18 protein-coding genes are annotated in these 19146 nt (G+C 70.2%); 8 read left to right on the top strand and 10 right to left on the bottom strand.

Features of this window, described 5'->3' with window-relative positions:
* Positions 1–27 precede the first annotated feature (27 nt).
* The 3 genes from AC3A6R_RS05825 to AC3A6R_RS05815 are packed head-to-tail and all read right to left on the bottom strand — an operon-like array spanning position 28 to position 3381.
* The gene (locus AC3A6R_RS05825; protein ID WP_487863966.1) at positions 28–1344 is read right to left on the bottom strand and encodes a sulfatase family protein; all 1317 of its coding nucleotides are present in this window, start codon (positions 1342–1344) and stop codon (positions 28–30) included.
* A gap of 19 nt (positions 1345–1363) precedes the next feature.
* Positions 1364–2359 carry a Bug family tripartite tricarboxylate transporter substrate binding protein gene (locus AC3A6R_RS05820; protein ID WP_487863965.1) on the bottom strand — a complete coding sequence of 332 codons (996 nt, stop codon included), beginning with the start codon at positions 2357–2359 and terminating at the stop codon, positions 1364–1366.
* 26 nt (positions 2360–2385) lie between these two features.
* Positions 2386–3381 (bottom strand): Bug family tripartite tricarboxylate transporter substrate binding protein, encoded by a 996-nt coding sequence (locus tag AC3A6R_RS05815; RefSeq protein WP_487858097.1) that lies wholly within the window; start codon positions 3379–3381, stop codon positions 2386–2388.
* A gap of 100 nt (positions 3382–3481) precedes the next feature.
* Between AC3A6R_RS05815 and AC3A6R_RS05810 the strand changes: the two genes are divergently transcribed.
* Positions 3482–4021: a MarR family winged helix-turn-helix transcriptional regulator gene (locus tag AC3A6R_RS05810; RefSeq protein WP_487858096.1), complete on the top strand. Its 540-nt coding sequence runs from the start codon at positions 3482–3484 to the stop codon at positions 4019–4021.
* On the opposite strand, the gene AC3A6R_RS05805 is transcribed toward AC3A6R_RS05810, so the two are convergent.
* On the bottom strand, positions 3993–5015 hold the full coding sequence (locus tag AC3A6R_RS05805) for a Bug family tripartite tricarboxylate transporter substrate binding protein (protein WP_487863964.1): 1023 nt from the start codon (positions 5013–5015) through the stop codon (positions 3993–3995). The two genes, AC3A6R_RS05810 and AC3A6R_RS05805, sit on opposite strands and share 29 nt — an antisense overlap.
* Positions 5016–5149: 134 nt before the next feature.
* Between AC3A6R_RS05805 and AC3A6R_RS05800 the strand changes: the two genes are divergently transcribed.
* Both AC3A6R_RS05800 and AC3A6R_RS05795 read left to right on the top strand, forming a co-directional pair.
* Positions 5150–6097, top strand: a complete 948-nt coding sequence (locus AC3A6R_RS05800) for a LysR substrate-binding domain-containing protein (protein WP_487863963.1) — start codon at positions 5150–5152, stop codon at positions 6095–6097.
* The gene (locus tag AC3A6R_RS05795) at positions 6094–7275 is read left to right on the top strand and encodes a DUF418 domain-containing protein (RefSeq protein ID WP_487863962.1); all 1182 of its coding nucleotides are present in this window, start codon (positions 6094–6096) and stop codon (positions 7273–7275) included. The genes AC3A6R_RS05800 and AC3A6R_RS05795 overlap by 4 nt, the downstream gene beginning before the upstream one ends.
* Here AC3A6R_RS05795 and AC3A6R_RS05790 read toward each other — a convergent pair.
* Genes AC3A6R_RS05790 through AC3A6R_RS05780 form a run of 3 tightly spaced genes read right to left on the bottom strand, consistent with a single transcriptional unit; the run spans position 7241 to position 11618 of the window.
* The gene (locus AC3A6R_RS05790; protein WP_487863961.1) at positions 7241–8320 is read right to left on the bottom strand and encodes a mechanosensitive ion channel family protein; all 1080 of its coding nucleotides are present in this window, start codon (positions 8318–8320) and stop codon (positions 7241–7243) included. The genes AC3A6R_RS05795 and AC3A6R_RS05790 overlap by 35 nt on opposite strands.
* Entirely contained in the window at positions 8317–10563 is a 2247-nt protein-coding gene (locus AC3A6R_RS05785; protein ID WP_487864138.1) for an FUSC family protein, read from the bottom strand. Before AC3A6R_RS05785 ends, AC3A6R_RS05790 begins: the two co-directional genes overlap by 4 nt.
* Positions 10563–11618, bottom strand: a complete 1056-nt coding sequence (locus AC3A6R_RS05780) for an inositol monophosphatase family protein (protein WP_487863960.1) — start codon at positions 11616–11618, stop codon at positions 10563–10565. Before AC3A6R_RS05780 ends, AC3A6R_RS05785 begins: the two co-directional genes overlap by 1 nt.
* 118 nt (positions 11619–11736) lie before the next feature.
* Between AC3A6R_RS05780 and AC3A6R_RS05775 the strand changes: the two genes are divergently transcribed.
* A complete protein-coding gene (locus tag AC3A6R_RS05775; protein WP_487863959.1) occupies positions 11737–12489 on the top strand; it encodes an RNA methyltransferase in 753 nt (250 codons plus the stop codon).
* On the top strand, positions 12446–13300 hold the full coding sequence (gene cysE, locus AC3A6R_RS05770) for a serine O-acetyltransferase (protein ID WP_487864137.1): 855 nt from the start codon (positions 12446–12448) through the stop codon (positions 13298–13300). Before AC3A6R_RS05775 ends, cysE begins: the two co-directional genes overlap by 44 nt.
* A 7-nt stretch (positions 13301–13307) precedes the next feature.
* Here cysE and cadR read toward each other — a convergent pair whose 3' ends face one another.
* Positions 13308–13778 carry a Cd(II)/Pb(II)-responsive transcriptional regulator gene (cadR, locus tag AC3A6R_RS05765; protein WP_487858088.1) on the bottom strand — a complete coding sequence of 157 codons (471 nt, stop codon included), beginning with the start codon at positions 13776–13778 and terminating at the stop codon, positions 13308–13310.
* 65 nt (positions 13779–13843) lie between these two features.
* Here cadR and AC3A6R_RS05760 point away from each other — a divergent pair, with 65 nt between their 5' ends.
* Positions 13844–16093, top strand: a complete 2250-nt coding sequence (locus AC3A6R_RS05760) for a heavy metal translocating P-type ATPase (protein WP_487863958.1) — start codon at positions 13844–13846, stop codon at positions 16091–16093.
* A 10-nt stretch (positions 16094–16103) separates the two neighbouring features.
* Here AC3A6R_RS05760 and AC3A6R_RS05755 read toward each other — a convergent pair whose 3' ends face one another.
* Positions 16104–16685, bottom strand: a complete 582-nt coding sequence (locus AC3A6R_RS05755) for a carboxymuconolactone decarboxylase family protein (protein ID WP_487858086.1) — start codon at positions 16683–16685, stop codon at positions 16104–16106.
* Between the two features lie 108 nt (positions 16686–16793).
* On the opposite strand from AC3A6R_RS05755, the gene AC3A6R_RS05750 reads away from it, so the two are divergent.
* Positions 16794–17165 carry a winged helix-turn-helix transcriptional regulator gene (locus AC3A6R_RS05750; protein ID WP_487863957.1) on the top strand — a complete coding sequence of 124 codons (372 nt, stop codon included), beginning with the start codon at positions 16794–16796 and terminating at the stop codon, positions 17163–17165.
* A 39-nt stretch (positions 17166–17204) separates the two neighbouring features.
* The gene (locus tag AC3A6R_RS05745) at positions 17205–18488 is read left to right on the top strand and encodes a cation:proton antiporter (protein ID WP_487858084.1); all 1284 of its coding nucleotides are present in this window, start codon (positions 17205–17207) and stop codon (positions 18486–18488) included.
* Here AC3A6R_RS05745 and AC3A6R_RS05740 read toward each other — a convergent pair.
* Positions 18464–19144, bottom strand: a complete 681-nt coding sequence (locus AC3A6R_RS05740; protein ID WP_487863956.1) for a winged helix-turn-helix domain-containing protein — start codon at positions 19142–19144, stop codon at positions 18464–18466. The two genes, AC3A6R_RS05745 and AC3A6R_RS05740, sit on opposite strands and share 25 nt — an antisense overlap.
* Between the last annotated feature and the right edge of the window lie 2 nt (positions 19145–19146).

Here is a 19146-nt window from a genome sequence, read left to right as displayed (position 1 = left end):
TCGTTCGCTGGCGTCGACCCAGCGGCGCTAGCGCTGCGGCATGTCCTTGACGGAATACCCGAGGCTCACCGTCGCGTCCGCCGGGATCGGCGGCATCGTGGCGTTCCAGGCGAGCCAGTCCTCGCGCATCGCGGCCAGGCGCTCGGGCTCCTTCTTCGCGAGGTTCGCGCGCTCGCGCTCGTCGGCCGGGATGTTGAACAAATACTCGTTGCCGTCGACCTTGAGGTACTTCCAGTCGCCGTCGCGCAGCGCTTCCTGGCCGCGGTGGTTCATGCGCCAGTGCAGCGGCCGGCGGAAGCTGTGCGCGGCGTCTTTCAGCACCGGCATCAGCGACACGCCGTCGAGCGGGAACGCCGGGTCGGCCGCGGCGCCGGCCGCGTCGAGCATGGTGGCCGACCAGTCCATCGTCATGCACAGCTGGCGGCTCTCGCCGCCCTTGGCGATGACAGCGGGCCAGTGCGCGATCCAGGGCACGCGGATGCCGCCTTCGGTCAGGTCCATCTTGCCGCCGACCAGCGGCCAGTTGTCGGAGAAGCGCTCGCCGCCGTTGTCGCTCGTGAACACCACCAGCGTGTTGTCGGCGATGCCGTGCTTCTCGAGCGCCGCCATGATCCAGCCGATGCCCTCGTCCATGTGATGGATCATGCGGCGGTAGACGTGGATGTTGCCGCCGGCCAGATCGAACAGGTTGTCCTTCACGAGCGGGGCCTTGTCGGCGTCGTCGCGCGTTTCCCACGGCCAGTGCGGCGCGGTGTAGTGCAGGCTCAGGAAGAACGGGGCGTCCTGCGCCGCCATGCGCTCGACGTAGTCGACGGCGCGCTTCGAGAGCACGTCGGTGAGATAACCCTCTTCGTTGCGCTCTTCCTCGCCGAACCACAGGTCGTGGCGGCCTGCGGAATCGCAGTGCGTGAAGTAGTCGACGCCGCCCGACATCGGGCCGAAGAACTCGTCGTAGCCCGAGCGCAGCGGGCCGAAACTCGGCGGATAGCCGAGGTGCCACTTGCCGATCAGCGCGGTGCTGTAGCCGCTCTTCTTCAGCAGCGAGGGCAGCGTGGGATGGTCGGTCGGCAGGCCGAGCGTGGTGCTGCCACGGCTCTTGCTGTTGATGGGCTCCTCGGCCGCGCCGCGCAGGCGGTACTGGTAGCGCGCGGTGATCATCGCGAAGCGCGTGGGCGAGCACACGGGCGAGTTCGAGTAGCCCTGCGTGAGCTTCAGCCCGTTGGCCGCGAGCCCGTCGAGCACGGGCGACACCGGGCCGAACGCGGCGTCGCGGCCGCCGTAGCAGCCGAGGTCCGCATAGCCGAGGTCGTCGGCGACGATGAAGATGATGTTGGGTCGGGTCATGTCACTTTCTTGCAATGGCTCAAGGCTGATAGCCGGATTTCTGTACCACTGGGGCCCATTGCGCGCGATAGGCTTTCAGCATCGCAACGGTCTGCGCCTGCGTGCTCACCACCGGCACCATGCTCGCGTCCTTGAACTTGCGCCGGGTGTCCGGGTCCTTCATGACCTCGTGGATGGCCGCGGCAAGGCGCTCGACCTTGTCCTTGGGCATGCTCGTGGGCGCGAAGAAGGTGTTCCAGCCGCTCGCGGCCAGGTCGAGGCCGGCTTCCTTGAAGGTGGGAATGTTCGGTGCGAACGGCGAACGCTCGCTGCCCGACAGCGCCAGGATCCGCAGCTTGCCGGCCTCGTGCTGCGGCAGCACCACGTCGGCGGTGTCGACCGCGATCGGGATCTGGCCGCCGAGCAGGTCGTTCAAGAGCGGCGCCGAGCCGCGGTAGCCGATCACCTGCGTCTGCACCTTGGCCTTCTCGCCCATCATGAGGCCGAAGAAGTGCGGCAGGCTGCCGGTGGCCGGCACGCCCACGTTGGCCTGCGAGGGGTTGGCGCGCATCCAGGCGAGCAGGTGGTTGAGCTCGCGCACGGGCAGCGTGGGCGACACCGACAGCGCGAAGTCGTAGGCGTTGACGTGCGACACCGGCACGAAGTCGCGCTCGGGGTCGTAGCCGCTGTCCTTGAACACCAGCGGCGCCACCACCATCACGGCGGGGTTGGCGAGCATCAGCACGTTCTGGTTGGCGGGCGTGGCCTTGACCTGCTGCGCGGCGAGCCGGCCGCCGGCGCCGGGCTTGTTGTCGACGATCACGGTCACGCCGAGCTTGGCGCCGAGCTTGTCGCCCACGATGCGCGCGACGCGGTCGGTGGCGCCGCCGGGCGCATAGCCCACGACGATGCGCAGCGGGGCGTCGGGCGCCTGCGCCGCCGCTGGCAACGCGGCCGCGGCAACGAGGCCGGCCGCGGCGAGCATGACCGCAAGGCGGCGGGTGAGGGGGTTGTTGTTTGTGCGTGTTGTCGTCATGGAATCCTCCTTGGTTATTTGTTTGTCTAGTCTTGAGCCTGGAAATTGGCGGCCTTCATGATGCTCGCCCAGCGCACCGTGTCCTCGCGCATGGTCTTCAGCAGCGCCTCGGGGCCGTCGCCCACAGGGTACATGCCGTTCTGCAGCAGCAGCTGGCGGACCTCGCGCGAGTTGACGGCGCGGGTGAATTCGGCCCGCAGCCGGTCGACGGTCGCGCTCGGCGTCTTCGCCGGCGCGTAGAAGGAGAACCAGGCGGTGGCCACCACGTCCTTGTAGCCGGCTTCCACGAAGCTCGGCAGGTCGGGCATGAGGGGCGAGCGCTTTTCGCCGCTCGTGGCCAGCACCTTCACGCGGCCGGTGGTCAGCATCTGCTGCGCGCCGCCGACAGTGTCGAAGTAGACCGGCACGGTGCCGCCCATCACGTCCTGGCGCGCGGGCGTGGAGCCGCGGTAGGGCACGTGCACCATCTTCAGGCCGGCTGCGCGGTTGAGCATCTCGCCCAGGAAGTGCGAGGGCGTGCCCGCGCCATAGGACGCGAAGCTCACCTTGTCGCCCTGCGCGCGGGCCCAGGCGATGAACTCGGCCAGCGTGTTCGCGGGCACGTCCTTGTGCACCACCAATGCCACCTCGAAGCGCGCCGCCAGGACGATCGGCACGAAGTCCTTGATCGGGTCGTACGAGAGGCTGCGGTAGGCACTCGGGTACATGGTCATCATGCTCGCGGTGCCGAGCAGCAGGGTGTGGCCGTCGGGGGCCGCGGTCTTGACGGCCTCGACCGCGATGCGGCCCGCCGCGCCGGAGCGGTTGTCGACGAGAAGCGGCCCGAGCGAGTCGCGCACCTGCTGCGCGATTGCGCGCGTCAGCACGTCCTGCGTGCCGCCGGCGGGCACGCCGATCAGCACCTTGATAGGCTGGCCCGGCGTGAAGGCCTGGCCGCGCGCGAGCGATGGCGCGAGTGCGACGCTGCCCAGGGCAGCAAAGGCGGCGAGGGCCTGGCGTCGGTCGATGGCGGGGCGTGTCATGTGGGGGTGTCTCCGGGTTCTCGTGTGGTGGCGACGACTGTAGAGACGCTACAGTCGATTGATCTAATCAACCATCCTCCGGGCTAACCCCGAATTCCCGATGACCGCCTCGCCGCGCCGCCCGCTCGACGACCTGCTGCTGTACCGGCTGACGCGGCTGTTGTCGGTGGCGGGCAGCATGGTGATCCGGCTTTGCGAGGGGCGTTTCGGCATCACGCGGCGCGAGTGGCGACTCATCGCCACGCTCGCGAGCCGCGGCGAACTGAGCTCCTCGGAACTCGCCGAACATGCGCAGCTCGACCGGGCGCGCACCTCGAAGGCGGTCGGCTCGCTGGTGATCAAGCAGCTGGTCTCGCGGGCCACGCGCGCGGGCGACCGGCGGCAGGTGCGGCTCTGCCTCACCGAGGCAGGGCAGGCGCTGTACGAAGCGCTGTTCCCGCTCGTCACGCGCATCAATGCCGACCTGATGGGCGCGCTCGACGCCGACGATGCGCAGCGCTTCGATGCCTCGCTGCAGAAGCTGCAGGCCCGGGCCGAACGCATGGTCGAAGAGGCCGTGCTGCCCAAGGCCGACCGGGGCCGCCGCGGCGCTGCTGCGGGCGCCGGCGCGCTCAATCCACCTTCATCCCGGTCGCCTTGACGATGCGCCCGTATCGCGCGTGGTTCGCGGCGAGGCGATCGGAGGCCGCGGCGCCGCTTTCGCCGAGCGGCACCATGTCGAGCGTTGCCAGCCGGGCCTTGACCTCGGGCTGCGCGAGCGCCTTGGCGAGCGCCTTCTGCAGCGTCTGCATCACGGGCGCGGGCGTGGCGGCGGGCACCATCGCGAGGTAGAGCACCTCGAACTCCATGTCCTTCAGTCCCAGCTCGCCCACGGCAGGCACCTGGGGCAGCAGCGGCGAGCGCTGGCGGCCGGTCACGGCCAGTGCGCGGAGCTTGCCCGCCTGCACCTGCGGCAGCAGGCCCGGCGTGGCGAGGATGCCGGCCTGCACCTCGCCGGCCATCAGCGCCAGCACCGCGGGCGCGTTGCCCTTGTAGGGCACGTGCGTGATCTTCGCGCCGGTGGCACCGGCAAAGATCTCGGCCGCGATGTGGCCCGGGCTGCCGTTGCCGGCCGAGCTGAAGGTGGCGGGCTCGGTCTTCGCCTGCGCGACGAACTCGGGCAGCGTCTTCGCCTTCACCCCCTGCGACACGCCGAAGCTCAGGCCCGACGAGCTGAAGATCATCAGCGGCTTCAGGTCCTTGGGCGCGAAGGGCATCGATGCATAGAGGTGCGGATTGATCGTGAACGTGCTGTCGATGCTCAGCAGCAGCGTGTAGCCGTCGGCCGCGCTCTTCGCCACCACGTCGGCCCCGATGTTGCCGCCCGCGCCGGGGCGGTTGTCAACCACGAAGGGCTGCTGGAGGTCTTTCTGCAGCACGTCGCCGAGCGCGCGGCCGAGGATGTCGAGCGGTCCGCCGGCAGGGAAGTTGGTGACGAACTTCACCGGCTTGGCGGGATAGGCCGCGTCGGCCTGCGCGGCGGTGGTGGTGGTGAGGGCGCCGAGGCCCAGCACGGCGCAGGCGGCAGCCAGCGCCACGCGGCGGCGCGCGCGGCCTGTGCTTGCGTCTGCGATCTTCGAAAAGCGGGTTGTCATGCTTCGGTCCTTGTCTCCGTATCGGTCCACTTTAGGAGCGTGCCGGTGCACGCACAACTGAAAGCTATTCCGCCAGCTATTCCTGTTGGTTATATTTGGAGTTGCCCGTTTTCCTTTGAGGAGGCATGCCAGCCATGAACTTTGCGCGCCTGAAGCTGCGCCACCTGCAGTGCCTCGTGATGGTGGCGCAGGAGCGCAACCTCGTGCGCGCGGCGCGCGCGCTGTCGCTCACCCAGCCCGCGGTGTCGAAGACCATCGCCGAACTCGAGGAGATCGTCGGGCGCAGGCTGCTCGTGCGCCGGCGCCGCGGCGTCGAGCTCACGCCCGCGGCGGAGGTGCTGGTGCGGCATGGCGTGGCGGCCCTGCGCAGCCTGCGCGAGGGCCTGGGCCTGGCGATGGACCAGCCCGAGGGCGACCAGGTGCAGGTGGCGGTGGGCGCGCTGCCCAACATGGCCGGTAGCCTGTTGCCCGAGGCCGTGGCGGCGCTGCAGGCCGCGCACTCCGCGCTGCACGTGCGGGTGGCGAGCGGCACCAATGCGCAGCTCATGACCCAATTGCGCCAGGGCGAGATCGACATGGTGCTTGGGCGGCTCGCGCAGGCATCGTCGATGGCCGACCTCGCCTTCGAGCAGCTCTATGCCGAGCCGCTGCTGATGGTGGCTCGGCCCGGCCACCCGCTGGCCGCGCGCAGGCATCCGCTGCTCGATGCGCTGGCGAACCATCCGCTGGTGCTGCCGGTGCAGGGCACGTTGATCCGGCATACCGCCGATGCCTTCCTGATTGCAGCGGGCATGGCGCTGCCGAAGCAGGTGGTCGAGGCCACGGACACCAGCTTCGTGGTCGGGCTGCTGCTGCGCAGCGATGCGGTGTGGTTTGCGCCGCAGGGAGCCGTCGAAGGCTTTCTCGCGCGGCGCGACCTGGCGCGGCTGGCCTACGACACGGCTGGCACCGAGGGGCCGGTGGGCATCACGGTGCGCCGCAACGCCGAACCGGGCGAAGGCGCGCGGCTGCTGCTCGACGCGATCGCGCACATCGTGCGGTCGCGCGCCGGCCGAACGGCGCCGGCAGAAAGCGGCGCATGACGACCAGCGAAGACCGCCAGGCCACCGTCGATGCGCTGCGCGGCTTTGCGCTGCTCGGCATCGTCGTGGTCAACATCGCGACCTTCTCCTCGGCCCATTACGGCGCGGGGCTGCCCGATCCGCTCGCGAGCTCCTTCGCCGACCGCTGCGCGGTGCTGGTGAGGACCTTCGCGTTCGAAGCCAAGTTCTACCTGCTGTTCTCGTTCCTGTTCGGCTACAGCTTCACGCTGCAGATGCAGGCGGCCGAACGCGCCGGCGCATCGTTCGCCGCGCGCATGGCGCGGCGGCTAGCCATGCTGTGGCTGCTCGGCGTGCTGCATGCGGTGCTGCTCTACCAGGGCGACATCCTCGCCACCTATGCCGTGATCGGGGCGGTGCTGCTGATGCTGCGGCGGCGCAGCGATGCCTTTTTGCTGCGCGGCGCATGTCTGCTGGTGCTCGCCACGGCGTCGCTCTGGGCCGGCTTCAGCCTGCTGCTGTCGCATTCGCTGGGCGGCGCGATGCTCGACCTGCGCGGTGCCCATGCGCAGGCGGCCGCGGCGCTCTCGGCCTACCGCGGCACGCCTGCGACGGTGGTGGCGCAGCACCTGCGCGACCTGGGGCAGATCTGGTGGATCACGGTGCTGGTGCAGGCGCCGACCGCGCTGGCGATGTTCTTCGTCGGCTGCGTGGCCGGCCGGCGGCGGCTGCTGGCCGACCCCGCCGCGCATGCGGCGCTGTGGCGACGCGTGTGCGCCTGGGGCTTGGCGGTGGGCCTGCCCGGGGCGGCTTTCTACACGGTGTTCACGCTGCGCGAGGAAGACGCGGTGCGCAGCTTCCAGGGGCTCGCGGCCACGCTGCTCACTGCGCCATTCCTGAGCGCGGGCTACGCGGCCGGGCTGGTGCTGCTGTTCGGCACGCAGCGCGGGCGCGTGCTCGAAGCCTGGCTCGCGCCCGCGGGCCGCATGGCGCTGTCGAACTACCTGCTGCAGTCGCTGGTGTGCGCCTGGATCTTCCTGGCCTACGGGCTGCGCTGGATCGGCACGACCGGCCCGCTTGCCGCGATGGCAATCGCGTTCGCGATCTTCGCCTGCCAGTTGCCGCTCAGCCGCTGGTGGATGCGCCGCTTTGCGTACGGCCCGTTCGAGTGGCTGCTGCGCGCGGTCACGAACCTGCAGCTTCCGCCGCTGCGCCGCTAGCCTTGCTGCCGCCGTCGTCGAAGCGCATCTTGGGCAGAAACTGCGGGTACTCGCGCTGCACGAAGTCGATCAGCCCCTCGCGCACGGTGCAGCGCAGGTCGAAGGCGAGGCCCGAGGTGGCAGCGGTGCAGAGCACGCGGACCTGCATCGTGCGCTCGGTGGTGTCGGTGACGCGCAGATTGAAGAAGCGGCCGTCCCATTCCGGCGCGGCCTTCACGATGCGCTCGGCCTCTTCGCGCAGCGGCCCGAGCGGCATGCCGTAGTCGAGGTGGACGAAGACCGAGCCGAGCAGTTGCGCCGAATGGCGCGTCCAGTTCTGGAACGGCTTCTCGATGAAGTAGGTGAGCGGCAGGATCAGCCGCCGGTCGTCCCAGATCTTGAGCACCACGAAGGTGCCGGTGATCTCCTCGACACGGCCCCATTCGCCTTCGACCACCAGCACGTCGTCGATGCGGATCGGCTGTGCGAGCGCGATCTGCAGGCCCGCGATCAGGTTGCTGAACACCGGCTTGGCCGCCAGGCCGGCCACGATGCCGATCACGCCGGCCGATGCCAGCAGGCTCGCGCCGACCTGGCGCGCGCCCGGAAAGGTCATGAGCATCATCGCGGCGCCGGCCACCAGCACGATGCTGATGGCGGTGCGCGAGAGCACGCGCGTCTGCGTGAGCACGCGGCGCGCCTGCAGGTTGTCGGCCACGTCGTACGGGTTCTTCGCGAGCACGCCGTCGGCGAAGCCGCTGATGGCTCGCACCGCGAGCCAGGTGACGGCGGCGATCAGCAGCAGGCCGCTGAAGTGGCGCACCGTGCCGATGAAGCGCAGGTCGTCCGGGGCGGCCTGAAACACGAGCTGCAAGGCGATCAGCGGCAGCACCAGGCGGGCCGGCGCGTGGCAGCTGAGCACCATTGAATGCACCGTGGGCGCCGGGCGGGTGATGCGCCTGAGGACCATGCCGCCGATGCGGTGGATCAGGAGAGCGAGCGGGACGGCAATGAAAACGGCAATCCAGGTGCCGAGCCAGGGGTGGTCGAGGATCTCTTGGGTCATCGGGCGGGTGGCGTCTTTGGGTCTGTTGTCTCGTTCAGGTGTTGAAGAATGCGCGCCGCGTCGTCGCGCAGCTGCGTCGCGAGTGCCGTGGCCAGGTCGAGCCGGCGCAGCAGCCAGGGGCTGATGTCGTTCTCGAACGGATCGGGCAGGGGGGGGATCGGGCCGCCGACGGCCGTGGAGCCTGGGCTCTCCGGCTGGGCCGGCCCGGTCTTGGGCAGGGTCCCGATGGCGGCGGCGATGCGTTCGGCGGTTCGGCTGATCGGCCCTTCGATCTCGTTCGGCGTGAGCCGGTCGCGCCGCAGCACGAGCATCGACTTGACCGCGCTGAGTTGCGCGAGCAGCTGGTAGCTGTGCGCTTGCAGGTGCTCGAGCGGCTCGACCGGCGGCTGCACCGCGCGCGGCTCGGACAGCGAGCGTTGCGTGGCCTGCACCAGCGCCGAGAGGCTGTCGAAGGCCTCGCGGCGCGCGAGCCGCCATTCGAGTTCGGGGCTGCTGTCGATCGCCTGCAGCTGCCCCAGGCCGAGCGCCAGCCGGGCATGGCGCGCCTGCGCGGTGAGCACCCGTGCCACCAGCGCCGGGATCTGCCCGCGCTCCCACGAGGGCAGCACATAGCAGAAGCCCCAGGCCAGCGCGGCGCCGATCAGGGTGTCGGCGATGCGTTCGAACAGCGCGAAGATCGGCGCGGTGCCGGTGTTGAGCATGTGCGCCTGCACCAAGCCGAGCACCGTGGCGGCCACCGCGGTGATCAGGTAGCGCCGCACCGCGAAGCTGTGCGCGATCGCCTGAGAGACCGTGACGATGACCAGCAGCGCCAGCGGCGATGGATGCGCCGCCAAGAGCACGACCGCGAGCACGCTGCCCAGCAGCGTGCCGGCGACGCGGCTGTTACGCCGCTCCAGCGTCTGCGACAGGCTGCCGCGCAGCACCACGACGATGGTCAGCAGGATCCAGTAGTCGTGCGATACCCAGGGCAGCGAGACCGCGATGATGTAGCCGGCTGCGATGGCGAGCGCGGCGCGGATCGCATGCCGCAGCGGCGGCGCGTCCCAGCGCCAGAGCGCGAGGAACGGCAGAATCGACCAGTCGGTCGGGCTCACGAACAGCTGCCAGTTGGCCCGCACCACCGCCAGGTCGGGCTCGGCATCGCCGCGCGCCATGGCCGACAGGCGCAGCACTTCGTCGTTGATGTGGCCGATGCGGCTCGCGAGGCCGCGCGCGAGCATGGCGGCATTCGGCCCGGGCAGGCCGTGGCCGGGCGCGTGGTCCTCGCCCGGCAGGTGGATCGCCGCGAGCCGCGGCCGGCGGTCGGACAGCGCCTCGGGCTGGCGGCTCAGCAGCAGTGCGTCGCCGAGCGCCGCGGTGTCGTCGGCGAGCCCTTCGAGCACGCGCCGCATCTCGATGAGTGCCTCGGCATGGTCGGGGTGGCTCTTGAGCGCATCGAGGTCGAGCTCGCTCGCGAGCAGCTGGTCGCGCATCTCGAGCACGATCACCAGCATCGAGGCCAGCCGCTGGCGCCGCGGCGTTCGCGGCGACTCGAGCACGATGTCGCGCGTGGCCTGCAGCTGGTCGGCCAGCGCCGCCTGTTCGCGCAGCAGCCGCCCCAGCAGCGGCGCGGGGGTGTCGCGCACGTCACGGGTGTCGTCGCGCGGCATGAACTGGCTGGCTTCGGTGCGCATCAGCGCGGCCAGCGAATACAGCACGTCCGAGATCGACTGGACCCGAAAGCGCCAGTTCAGCGCCTGGTTGGCGAGCGTGGCCCAGACCACGTAGAGCGCGGCACCGAGGCCGAAGTGCCAGGTGCGCTCGAGCGCCTCGGCCATGCCGCTCGGCGCGGGCGTGGCCATCGAGAAGACCATCGAGAACATTACCGCGATCGCGATCGGGATGCCCCGCTTGCCCCAGGCCATGGCCAGGAAGGCGACGAAGGTGGCGGGCACGAGCACCAGCCCGAGCCGGATCGGCGCGGCGTGCAGCAGCTGCACCAGAAAGAACAGCGGCAGCCCGAGCAGCGGTGCCGGCAGCATCTGGAAGAACTTGCCGCGGCGCGGGCCGGGCAGGTCGGGCGGCGCGGTGACGATCACGCCGACCGCGGCGGTCGAGGCCGCGACGGCGCCCAGCCAGAGGTGCACGCCGCCCGAGATCAGCAGCAGGCCGACAGCGACGGTGAGCCCGCTCGCGACGTACTGGCCCAGCGCGGTGCGCAGCGCCTCGCGCGCCTGGGTCGCGGCGGCCGGCCCCGCCATCACTGCGCGGGTGCGTCGCCTTCGGCGGCGGGCGCCTCGCGCTTGACGCGGGTGAGCTTGCGGGGCGCCGCCGGCGCGGCGGGCGCCGCTGCCGCGGGGACTTCGCCGTCCTCGAGGGGGGCGGCGGTCTCGTCGGTGACGGTGCTGCGGGCGTAGAGGTCGGCCGAGGCATCGTCGGGGCGCGTGCGGGTCGAAGCCGAGACCGCGCGCACGCGGTCGCTCGCGCGCAGCTTGTCGTCCACGCTCGCGAACTTCGAGTACTTGGCGAGCAACGGCACCAGTTGGCCGTAGATGCGCGGCGCGCCGGCCAGGCATTCGCGCTGCTCGAGGAAGTCGGGCTCGCCCGTGAAGTTGCCGATCAGGCCGCCGGCCTCGGTGACCAGCAGCGAGCCCGCGGCCACGTCCCAGGGGTTGAGCCCGGTCTCGAAGAAGCCGTCGGTGAAGCCCGCGGCCACGTAGGCCAGGTCGAGCGCCGCGGCGCCCGGGCGGCGCAGGCCCGCCATGCGCGGCATCATGTCGGCCATGATCGCGAGGTACTGCTTGAAGTTGTCGCCGCTGCGGAACGGAAAACCGGTGGAGACCAGGCACTCGCTGAGCTTGGTGCGCTTGGACACGCGGATGCGGCGCTCGTTCATGTAGGCGCCGCGGCCCTTGGTGGCGGTGAACAGGTCATTGCGGCTCGGGTCGTAGATGACCGCCTGCTCGATCTTGCCGCGCACCGACAGCGCGATCGAGACGCAGTAGACCGGGAAGCCGTGGATGAAGTTGGTGGTGCCGTCGAGCGGATCGATGATCCAGACGAACTCGGAATCCTTGGCACCGTGTTCGGTGCCCGATTCCTCGGCCAGGATGCCGTGCCCCGGGTACGCGCCAAGCAGCGTTTCGATGATGACCTGCTCGCTGGCGTGGTCGACTTCGGTGACGAAGTCGTTGACCTGCTTCTGCGAGATGCGCACGGCCTCGACGTCGAGGGCGGCTCGGTTGATGATCGCGCCGGCGGCGCGTGCGGCCTTGACGGCCACATTGAGCATGGGATGCAGGTTGGGGGACGACATTGGATTGTGGAAGAACGGCGTAAGGAGCGGCAGGTGCCCCGGTGGGCGGCCCGGCGATGCGGGCGGCGAGAATCGGGGATTTTACCGGCTCCGCCATTTTCGTGCCCCTTCGACCGCCATGCGCACCCGCTTCATCCTGATCCAGACCAGCCATGCCGGCAACGTGGGCGCCGCCGCGCGCGCCATGAAGACCATGGGTTTCGACGACCTCGTGCTGGTGGCGCCGCGCTGGCCCAACGTGCTGCGCCGCGAGGAAACTATCCAGCGCGCGAGCGGCGCGCTCGACGTGCTGGCCAACGCCCGCATCGTCGAAACGCTCGACGAGGCGCTCGACGGCATCACCCACCTGTGCGCCACCGCCATGGTGCCGCGCGACTTCGGCCCGCCCACCCGCACGCCGCGCGAACACCTGGCGCCACTCGCGGCCGAGGGCGACCCGCACGTCGCCTTCCTGTTCGGCTCCGAGCGTTTCGGCATGCGGAACGAAGACGTCTACCGCTGCCATGTGGCGCTGACCATCCCGACCGATCCGAAGTTCGGCTCCCTGAACCTCGGCGCTGCGATCCAGGTGATCGCCTACGAATGGCGGCTCGCGCTGGGCGGCTACGCGGTGCGCGACGCCACCGCGCCCGTGCAGGCGGCCGATGCGAAGGCCGTGGCCGGCATGCTCGAACACTGGGAGCGCTCGCTGGTGGCCGTCGGCTTTCTCGACCCCGAGGCGCCGAAGAAGCTCATGCCGCGGCTGCAACAGCTCTTCAACCGGGCCCAGCCCACGCCCGAGGAGATCCACATCCTGCGCGGCATCGCCAAGGCCATGGCGGACGCGGCTGTCAAAACCCCATCGGCCGTGCGCGAAGAACCCCGGCCTTAGACTGCCCGGCCCTATCGATATAACGACAGCAAAGGCAGCGATGTTCTCTCGGTTGCGCGCCGACATCCGGTGCATTCTCGAACGCGACCCCGCCGCGCGCAGCGCCTGGGAAGTGATCACGGTCTACCCGGGATTCCACGCCGTGGTGCTGCACCGCTGGGCGCACGCCTGCTGGACCCATGGTTTCAAGTGGCCCGCACGCTTCATCGCCCATGTCGCGCGCTGGCTCACCGGCATCGAGATCCACCCCGCGGCCAAGATCGGCGAGCGGGTCTTCTTCGACCATGCGATGGGCGTGGTGGTGGGCGAGACCGCCGAGATCGGCGACGGCTGCACCATCTACCAGGGTGTGACGCTGGGCGGCACCTCGCTCTACAAGGGCACCAAGCGGCATCCCACGCTCGGGCGCAATGTGGTCGTGAGCGCGGGCGCCAAGGTGCTCGGCGGTTTCGAGGTGGGCGACGGCGCCAAGATCGGCAGCAATGCGGTGGTCATCAAGCCGGTGCCCGCGGGCGCGACGGCGGTGGGCATTCCGGCGCGGATCATTCCATCGAAGGCCGGCGAGAGCGCCGACGTGGCCGCGCCGCAGAAGTTCTCGGCCTACGGCATCACGCAGGAAGACGATCCGCTGAGCCAGGCGATGCGCGGCCTGGTCGACAACGCCGCGGGCCAGGAACACCAGATCGCGCTGCTGTGGCAGGCGATCGAGAAGCTGTCCGCCCAGCCCGGCAACAAGGATTGCGTGCCCGGCGATGCGCAGCGGAACGAGAGCTTCCAGGCCGAGAAGCTGACGCAGTTGATCGGGAAGTAGGGCCGGCTCAGGCGGGCCGCTTCGGTCCCGCATGCAAGGCGCCATGCACATGGCCCGCATGCTGGCCGAAGGGCTCGGACGCCAGCGCAGCGGTGTCCAGCTCGTGCAGGATGCCGCAGTGCAGGGCCGATTCGGCACCGCCGCATTGCTCGCGCAGCGCCTTCAGCTGCTTCTCGAGCGTCTTGAGCTCTGCGATGCGCGCGGCCACATGGCCGATGTGGTCGTCGAGCAGCTGGTTGACCTCGCCGCAGTCTTCGCCGGGCGCATCGCGAAAGCGCAGCAGCACGCGGATCTCGTCGAGCGTCATGTCGAGCGAGCGGCAGCGCCGGATGAAACCCAGGCGCTGCGCATGCGCGTCGTCGTAGATGCGGTAGTTGCCGTCGGTGCGGGCCGGCGCGGGCAGCAGTTGCTCGCGCTCGTAGTAGCGAATGGTTTCGACCGGCGTCTTGGCGGCGCGGGCCAGTTCTCCGATTTTCATGGGCTTCGAAGGGAATCAGCAGGGGTGTTTGACTCTACACCTGCTTCAGGGTTTCCAATGAGGCCATGACGAATTCCAACACCCTGAACCCGCCTGAAACCACGTCGTGCTGCGGCAGCGGCTGCGGCGCGGAAGCCATTGCAGCGCCCGACGTCGCGGCGGCGGCAGCGCTGCCTGCCGGCGCACGGCTCTTTCGCATTCCCACCATGGACTGTGCCGTGGAGGAGTCCGAGATCCGCCGCGCGCTCGAACCCGTGGCGGGCGTTTCGGGCCTGCGCTTCCGGCTCGGCGAGCGCACCATGGCGATCACGGCCGAGGGCGCCGCGCTGTCCGAGGCGCTCGCGGCCATCCGCAAGGCCGGGTTCAAGCCCGAGGCGCTCGAAATCCCCGCGGCCGGTAGCGGCGCGGCACCGGTCGCGCCGGCGAGCGCCACCGGCTTCGCCAGCGCCGGCTTGTGGCGCTTGGTGGCCGCGCTGGCGCTGGCCATCGCGGCCGAGACGGTGGCGTTCTTCGCGCCGGAGGGCGCAGGAACCACCGCGGTGGAAATGGGCCTGGCGCTCGCAGCCATTGCGCTCGCGGGCCTCGACACCTACAAGAAGGGCTTTGCCGCGCTCGTGCACGGGCGCCTGAACATCAACGCATTGATGGCCGTGGCGGTCACGGGTGCCTTTCTGATCGGCCAGTGGCCCGAAGCGGCGATGGTGATGGCGCTCTATGCGATCGCCGAACTGATCGAGGCGCGCGCGGTCGACCGCGCGCGCAACGCGATCCAGGGGCTGCTCGCGCTCGCGCCCGAGATGGCGGAGGTCCGGCAAGCCGATGGCGCCTGGAAGACGCACAAGGCCGACACGGTGGCGCTCGACGAGGTCGTGCGCATCCGGCCCGGCGAACGCGTGCCGCTCGACGGCGTGGTCATCGAGGGCACGAGCGCGATCGACCAGGCACCGGTCACCGGCGAAAGCATCCCCGTGGACAAGACGGTGGGCGACCCGGTGTTCGCGGGCACCATCAACCACACGGCGGCGCTCGAATTCCGCGTGACGGCGATCGCGGCCAACACCACGCTCGCGCGCATCATCCATGCCGTCGAGGAAGCGCAGGCCACGCGCGCCCCGACCCAGCGTTTCGTGGACCGCTTCGCGGCCGTCTACACGCCGGCGGTGTTCGTGGCGGCCATCGCCGTGGCGGTGCTCACGCCCTGGCTCATGGACTGGACCTGGCTCGAGGCTCTCTACAAGGCGCTGGTGCTGCTGGTGATCGCATGCCCCTGCGCGCTCGTGATCTCCACGCCGGTCACCGTGGTGAGCGCGCTGGCCTCGGCGGCGCGGCGCGGCATCCTGATCAAGGGCGGCACCTACCTCGAAGAGGCGCGCAAGCTCAAGGCGGTGGCGCTCGACAAGACCGGCACCTTGACCGAAGGCAAGCCGAAGCTGGTCGCGTCGCGCCTGCTCGGGTCCGCGGCGGACGAAGAGGCGGTGCTGGCCATTGCCGCCGGCCTCGCGGGCCGATCGGACCACCCCGTGTCGAAGGCCATTGCCGCGGGCCTGGCGCAGGCGCCGCAGCCGGTCGGCGACTTCAAGGCCCTGCCTGGGCGCGGCGTGCAGGCCACGCACGAAGGCCGCACCTATGTGCTCGGGAACCACCGGCTGATCGAGGAGCAGAGGCTGTGCAGCCCCGCGCTCGAGGCCGAATTGAAGACGCACGAGGAAGCCGGGCGCACCGTCACGCTGCTGGCCTCGGGCGAGGCCGTGCTGGCGCTGTTCGCGGTGGCCGACACCATCAAGCCCTCATCGAAGCAGGCCTTGGCCGAACTGCGCGCGCTCGGCGTGACCCCGGTGATGCTGACCGGCGACAACGCCGCCACCGCGCGGGCCATCGGCGACCAGGCGGGCATCGACGACGTGCGCGGCAACCTGCTGCCCGACGAGAAGCGCGAAGCGGTCAAGGCGCTGCAGCAGCGCTACGGCATGGCCGGCATGGCGGGCGACGGCATCAACGATGCGCCCGCGCTCGCGCAGGCCGATATCGGCTTCGCCATGGGCGGTGCCGGCACCGACACGGCGATGGAAGCTGCCGACGTGGTCATCATGAACGACGACCTGCGGCGCCTGCCCGAGACCATCCGCCTCTCGCGTCGCGCGCATTCGGTGCTGTGGCAGAACATCACGCTGGCGCTGGGCATCAAGGGCGTCTTCTTCGTGCTCGCGGTGTTCGGCAGCGCGACCATGTGGATGGCGGTGTTCGCCGACATGGGCGCCAGCCTGCTCGTGGTGGCCAACGGGCTGCGCCTGATGCGCGCGCCGAAGGGCGGCTGAGCCCGTTCGTTCACCAGCGCACCCCCCAGGTCTCGAGCGGCACGCGCGCGGCGTTGCAGACGTAGCTCACGGTGCGGTACCAGCCTGCGAGCACCAGCAGTTCGATCAATTGCGGGGCGCTCCAGTGCGCGCCGAGCGCCTCCCACAGCGCGTCGTCCACGCTGGAGGTATCGTGCAGCTGGTCGACCATCGACACCAGCAGCCGGTCGCGCGGGGCGAGCTGCTGCAGGTCGCTGGCCGGCGAAGCGATCGCCTGCCGCTCGGCCGCGCTGAAACCCGCCGCATCGCCGAAGGCCGCAATGTGCACGCCCCATTCGTATTCGGCACCGCAGCGGGCGCAGGCGCGTGTGATCACCACTTCGCGCTCGCGCAGGCCGATCGCGGCCCCGCGGCCGAGCAGGTGGCGCCCGAGCCCCAGCATGCGCTCGGCGAGTTCCGGGTGGACCGCCAGCACGCGGAATAGCGCAAGAATCTCGGACCGGCCCGGCGGGTTCATGCGCGCGAGCAGGTCGGCAATGGGCGCGGGGTAGGGCGGCGCGAGCGGGGGGATGCGCGGCGGCAGGGGCGCGCTCGTGGCAGGGGGCATCGTCATCGCGGGTTCCTTTCCATAGAATGCGAATCGATCGCTACGGAATACGTAGCGAAAAGCCAGTTTATCGCTACGCATTCCGTAGCGCAAGAAGGCCTTGGGCCGCACCCGATGGAAGCCACCCGCATGGAAGACGCAGGAACGACGCCGAACGAGCAGGCCGCCCCGCCAGCATCGCGCCGGCCGGTGATGCGGCTGCTCGAGCAGCTGGGCCGCAAGGGCACGCTGCGCGTCCTCTGGGAGTTGCGCGACGGTCTGCCGCAGAGCTTCAGGGCCTTGCGCGCGAGCACGGACTACATGTCGCCGTCGGTTCTCAACGACCGGCTCAAGGAGCTGCGTGCGGGCGGCATCGTGGCGCTGGCCGATGCGGGCTACGTGCTCACCGCATCGGGCGTCGAGCTGGTCAAGCGGCTGAAGCCGCTCAACCAGTGGGCCGACCGCTGGTTCGATGCGCCGGTGCCGGACGATCGCGAGTCGCCCTAAGATGCGGGCCCCAACGCTGCCACCGCCTGCGCCCTTGCCATGTCCGCCACCTCCCTGCTGCTTCAACTGATCGTCATCCTGGGCACCGCGCGCGCCTGCGGCTGGGTGCTGCGCCATGTCGGCCAACCCAGCGTGGTCGGCGAGATGGCGGCGGGGCTGATGCTCGGGCCCGCGGTCATGGGGGCGCTGTTTCCCGATCTGCACGCGCAGCTTTTCTCGAAGAGCCACCTCGATGGCCTCTCGTCGCTCTCGACCGTGGGCCTGGTGCTGTTCATGTTCGTGGTCGGTCTCGAGCTGCGTTCGACCGGCGGGGTGCGCGCGCAGCTCAAGGCCGCGGGCTATGTCGGGGCGCTCAGCGTCGCGGTGCCTATGGTGCTGGGCATTGCGATCGCGCCGGTATTGCATCCGGCGCTGGCACCGGTGGGCACGGGCTTCTGGCCGTTCGCGCTGTTCATGGCGGCGGCGCTGTCGATCACCGCCTTTCCGGTGATGGCGCGCATCCTCAAGGACCGCGGGCTCACGCGCACGCCATTCGGCCAGCTGTCGCTGGGCGCGGCGGCCGTGGTCGACGTGTTCGCGTGGATCCTGCTGGCGCTCGTGGTGGCCATGGCCGGCGCGGGCGAGGGCTACATCGGCCTCGTCAAGATCACGGCAGGCGTAGCCGTGCTGCTGGCGGTGCTGTTCCTCGGCATCAAGCCGGCCTACGCGTGGCTGCTGCGCAGGCGCGCGCCCGACGGCGAGCCCTCGATCACCGAGATGGCTTCGCTCATGATCGGCCTCTTGGCCTGCGCGCTCGCGACCGAATGGCTGCACCTGCATGCGGTGTTCGGCGCTTTCCTGTTCGGTGCCTGCCTGCCGCGCGACGACCGCCTGCTGCGCTCGCTCACCGAGCGCATCGAGCCGATCTCGATCGTGGTGCTGATGCCGCTGTTCTTCGCGCTCGCGGGGCTCGGCACCACGGCCGATGCGTTCTCGGGTGCGAGCGTCGGCGCCATGCTGCTGATCGTCGCGGTCGCCACCATCGGCAAGCTCGCGGGCGGTGCCATCGGCGCGCGCATGGCCGGCTATGGCTGGCGCGACAGCCTGGCCACCGGTTCGCTGATGAATGCGCGCGGGCTGATGGAGCTCATCGTGATGAAGATCGGGCTGGATGCCGGCCTGATCGGCCCCGAGCTCTTCACCATGCTGCTGGTGATGGCGCTCGCCACCACCGCGATGACGGGTCCGCTGATCAACCTGGTGATGGGTCGTGCGAAGCCGGCGGCCGCTGCGACGGCGGCTGCCGCTGCTGCTGCGGTTCAGGAGCGGTCTTCGAGCACGTAGCCCTGGCCGCGCACGGTGTGCAGCAGCTTGCGCGCGAACGGCTCGTCGACCTTGCTGCGCAGCCTGCGGATGGCGACCTCGATCGCGTTGGTGGTGTCGCTGTCGAGCTTGCCGTCCCAGACCTGCTCGGCCAGGTGTGCGCGTGACAGCACTTGCCCCCGGGCGCGCAGCAGCACCGCGAGCAGCGCGAATTCCTGGCCGGTCAGATCGATGCGCATCTGCCCACGCATGCAGCTGTGGTTGGCCAGGTCGAGCGCGAGGTCGGCGAGCCGCAACACGCGCGCATCCTGCCCGTGGCCGGCGCGGCGCGACAGCGCCTGCACGCGCGCCAGCAGGTCCGGCCACAGGAAGGGCTTCACCAGGTAGTCGTTCGCGCCCAGCCGCAGTCCGCTGACCCGGTTCTCGACCGTGTCGCGCGCGGTGAGCACCAGCACCGGCACGTTGCTGCTGCGGCGGATGGCCTGCAGCACTGCAACACCATCGGCGCCCTCCTGGGGCACGTCGAGCAGGATCAGCGCGTAGCGGCTCGCCTCGGCCGCCCGTGCACGCGCCTGGGTGCCGTCGCGCGCAAGGTCCACCGTGTAGCCATGCGCCTCCAGGCCCCGCTTCAACGGGTCTGCCAGCCGGGGCTCGTCCTGGATGACAAGAAGCCGCATGG

Source organism: Variovorax sp. Soil_C_19 (assembly GCF_057657255.1).
Note: the sequence above shows the minus strand (reverse complement) of the source record. Positions and strands in the feature narration are given on the sequence as shown.